Source organism: Salicola sp. AFF1 (assembly GCF_056783195.1).
Window position 1 is genome coordinate 1 of the sequence record NZ_JBXAYL010000059.1, and the last position, 3,802, is coordinate 3,802.

At 58.2% G+C, this 3,802-nt stretch carries 3 protein-coding genes and 1 pseudogene; 1 reads left to right on the forward strand and 3 read right to left on the reverse strand.

The window, feature by feature from the left end; translation table 11 throughout:
• Positions 1-50: 50 nt before the first annotated feature.
• Positions 51-326, reverse strand: a complete 276-nt coding sequence (locus AC1RQI_RS16295) for a PAS domain S-box protein (RefSeq protein ID WP_481905667.1) — start codon at positions 324-326, stop codon at positions 51-53.
• Positions 323-2,377: a putative bifunctional diguanylate cyclase/phosphodiesterase gene (locus AC1RQI_RS16300; protein WP_481905668.1), complete on the reverse strand. Its 2,055-nt coding sequence runs from the start codon at positions 2,375-2,377 to the stop codon at positions 323-325. The genes AC1RQI_RS16295 and AC1RQI_RS16300 overlap by 4 nt, the downstream gene beginning before the upstream one ends.
• A gap of 229 nt (positions 2,378-2,606) precedes the next feature.
• Here AC1RQI_RS16300 and AC1RQI_RS16305 point away from each other — a divergent pair, with 229 nt between their 5' ends.
• Positions 2,607-3,359 carry a Crp/Fnr family transcriptional regulator gene (locus AC1RQI_RS16305; RefSeq protein WP_416633920.1) on the forward strand — a complete coding sequence of 251 codons (753 nt, stop codon included), beginning with the start codon at positions 2,607-2,609 and terminating at the stop codon, positions 3,357-3,359.
• 140 nt (positions 3,360-3,499) lie between these two features.
• Here AC1RQI_RS16305 and AC1RQI_RS16310 read toward each other — a convergent pair.
• Positions 3,500-3,670, reverse strand: a pseudogene (locus tag AC1RQI_RS16310) (DUF488 family protein, N3 subclade); the annotation flags it as partial.
• Positions 3,671-3,802: the final 132 nt, after the last annotated feature.

Below are 3,802 nucleotides of genomic sequence, written 5' to 3' on the forward strand. Positions count from 1 at the left end.
TGGTGTAACGTCCTGAAATTATACCACTTTAAGCCGCTTCTTCCTTCCTTTCACCGCCTTCTCATGAGAAATTCAGGATAGCTTTCGCGGTACGTATGATGGGAGCCCCGGACCGGGGCCGGAACCAGTATCTCGACATACTGGCCCAGCAGTTCCTCGCGCTCATACCCGAACAACCGTTCCGTGGCGCGATTGACCAGAACGATTTCCCCCTTGGGGTTCACCAGCACCAGCGCAGAGGGTGACGCATCAATAATGTCCCGATAGCGCTGGATCGCCGCCTGCAGTTCGTCATGGCCTGAGGCATCATCCGGCTCATTGCTCACGTGCTCCTGCCTCCATCGCCATTCAGCCAGTCCTGGAACTGAGCGGCCCCGGAGGGCCTTGCAATATGGAACCCCTGCAGGTCATCGCACCCGATATCGCGCAAAAAATCCTGCTGCTCACCGTTTTCCACACCCTCGGCAACCACTCGCAAGCCCAGTGCCCGGGCCAGCCCCAGAAGACACTCAATAATGGCTTCGGTCTCACGATTGTGGCCGATTTCCGATACCAAGCTGCGATCAATCTTGAGCCCATCCACGGGCAGTTTCCGGAGATAATTGAGTGAGGAACAGCCGGTTCCGAAATCATCAATGGCCACGGATACACCCAGCCGACGCAGCCCGGTGAGTGTATCGCAGGTCCGCTCCAGATCCGCCATCATGGCGCCTTCCGTCAACTCCACCTCAAAATACTCCGGCCGGAGCCCGGTTGATTCCAGGATGCCGGCAATCTGCTCATAGAACCCTGGCGCGTACAGCTGGCGCATGGACACATTGACCGCCATCCGCATCGGTTCCCCCAGGGATCGTTCGAGCTCAACCGCTTTGGCCGCCGCCTGCTCCATGACCCAATAGCCGACCCTTTCGATCAGCCCAACATCTTCCAGAATGGGAATGAACGCCGCTGGCGGTACCATTGGTAGGATGTTGGCCGGCCACCGCAAGAGCCCTTCAACGCCCATACACTGCCCATCAGACGCACACACCTGGGGCTGATAGGCCACCCAGAACGTCTCCTCGGCGGCGACCTGGCGCACCGCCTGTTCCCGTACAAGATGGCTTTCAACCTCGCGCTGCAGCTGCTCCGAAAAGAAATGGTAGTAGTTCCGCCCCTGCTCTTTGGCCTGATACATGGCGGTATCCGCCGCCGAGTAGAGCGCCTGGGCATCACCGCCGCAGTGGGGGTAGGTTGCAATACCAATGCTCACACCAATCCCGACACTGCTCTGGTCCAGGCTGATGGGCTTACGGAACACCTCGATCAGCTTTTCTGCCATGTGAGCCGCGTCATCGGGCTGCTCACTATCCAAAAGGACCAACGCGAACTCATCCCCTCCAAGGCGGGCAATAAAGTCACTGCCACGACTGTTGCCCCGCAGGCGTTCGCCAACGCAGCGCAGCAGTTCATCGCCGGCACAATGGCCCATTGTGTCGTTAACGTTCTTGAAGCGATCCAGATCGAGGAAAAGAACCGCAATCATGCCGCCGTCACGGTCGACATGGGCGATGAGGCGGTCAACATGGTCAAAGAAGTGGTTCCGGCTGTTGAGCCCCGTGAGCGGATCAAAATCCACGAGCTCCTTAAGCTGTGATTCAACCTCTTTACGCTCGGAAAAGTCGTGATAAGCAATCAGTGTCGCCGGCGCATCATTCCAGTCGAGTGTCGCCTTGCGCACTTCCGCAACCCGCCCCTCCGAGAGTTCCAGTTCACCTCCTTCTTCCTCGAGTAATTCTGGCGGGAGGGGCGAACCAATGTCGTCCGGCACGTTCAATCCCAGCATCTGGGTGGCTGCCTGATTGATGAAAAGCACCCTCAGGTCATCCGCGATCACCACCATGCCGTCCGGGTTGGTATCCAGGATGCGGGCGTATTGGGCCTGAAGCCGATGGCGCTCCATCGCGTGACGGACGGACTGGTACAGCACGGCCACGCTCAGGTCCTGTTTGGCACAGAAGTCCTGAGCGTGCTCGCGGATCACACGGACACCGAGCTGCTGATCCCGGTTGCCCGTCAGCACAATGATGGGAATGTCGGACACCATGGCCCGGAGTCTGATCACTGAGTTGACCCCGCCACTGTCCGGCAGCCCCAGGTCCAGTAAGGCAACATCAATGGCGTGTTGGTGGAGAAGGGCCTCCACCTGGGCCAGGCGGCTGGCGTGCAGCACGCTGGCCTGAGAACCGAAAGCGTCTTCGAGGTAGAACTGACAGAGATCCGCGTCCGCTGGATTATCCTCAACCAGCAGGACCGTAAAGCCCTGATCACCTCCATTGTTTACCCGATCTTCCCAGCTGGAATCACGCTCGCTCAAACCACCCTGGGTTACATTCATGGAGGTCGCCTCTATCAGTGGTTAACACCCCAGACCGAACTCAGGTTCTTTGAATAAGATAGCTCTCGCTCACAGGATGCTCAATCATTAAACAACATCTGACAATCAATCGTGTGTGATTGCTCGGCTGTTTTGAGCAGTTGATGCTTGGCATACTACCGCCCGCGATCACAAACTGACCGCGGCTGTTTCTATTGCGGCAAGGATAAAGGCTCCCCGAGAGACCATCATGGCACCTTCACAAAACACGACCCCATCCGCCGTTGCTGATCATAATCAACTACTTGCTCAACTGCCCCCGGATGCCCGAGCACGTATCGACTCCCGACTCACCAAGGTGGACCTGCAGCTTGGCGATGTGATCTATGAAGCGGGGCAGGCCCCGGAGTACGTTTACTTTCCGGTGGATAGCATCATTTCACTTCTGTACGTCATGTCGGACGGCGCCTCTGTTGAAATTGCCGTGGTCGGTTATGAAGGCGTCGTGGGCATCGCCGTTTTCATGGGCGGCGATAGCACGCCCAGCCGGGCAGTGGTTCAAAGCGCCGGCTCGGCCTATCGCCTGCCTGCTGCCACCCTCAAGGAAGCCTTCAGTCAGTACCCCGACATACGGATGGTCATGCTCCGTTATACCCAGGCGCTGATCACGCAGATGTCACAGACAGCCGTCTGCAACCGTCATCACACCATTGAGCAACAGCTTTGCCGCTGGTTGCTGCTGTCCATGGATCGCCTGCCGACCAATGAGCTGGCCATGACGCAGGAACTGATTGCCAATATGTTGGGTGTAAGGCGTGAAGGGGTTACCGAGGCGGCGGGCAAACTGCAGCGCCAGGGCGTCATCCATTACACGAGGGGGCATATCCGGGTTCTGGATCGAGGGGCCCTGGAGCAACTGTGCTGTGAGTGCTACGCCGCGGTCCGGACGGAAACCGACCGGCTGCAGTCATTCACGCCACCCCCAGGCTCGTCTGGGGGCTGATTTCAGGCTCCTGGTCCGGGCACGCTGGACCTGCCTGCGATAGGCAGCTTCCACACGCATGCTGCCCTTGAACGCGGGGCCCTTACCCTCCCGGCTGAAAGCCATACATCCGAGACTGATATGAGACCAGCAAACCGGCCCTAAGCGAAGAGGTCCTGAACGTCCTCCCCCGTTATGGCTTTAACCCGCTCCCCAACCAGCAAGCGGTGGCACTGCCTGGGGTCGCGTTCGTAGCACAGGATGCAGGGGGATTCAGTACGGGCCAGTGCGCTCAGGGTGTTGAGCGCCTCGCGGGCGGGCTCGGTCTCAAGGTGCGCTTGGTACTAAGGGATTCAAAAGTAGCCGAACATGATTTATAATAAACCTTTACCTGAATCAGTGACTTCGCAGGCCAATATACCCCGCAAAGCGCAAGCTGGGCTAATACGGGCAAAATCTGAATA

Bases quoted from the DNA above. Each gene is read 5' to 3' on its own strand.
- AC1RQI_RS16300 (WP_481905668.1), bottom strand. From the start codon at position 2,377: ATGAATGTAACCCAGGGTGGTTTGAGCGAGCGTGATTCCAGCTGGGAA.
- AC1RQI_RS16305 (WP_416633920.1), top strand. From the start codon at position 2,607: ATGGCACCTTCACAAAACACGACCCCATCCGCCGTTGCTGATCATAAT.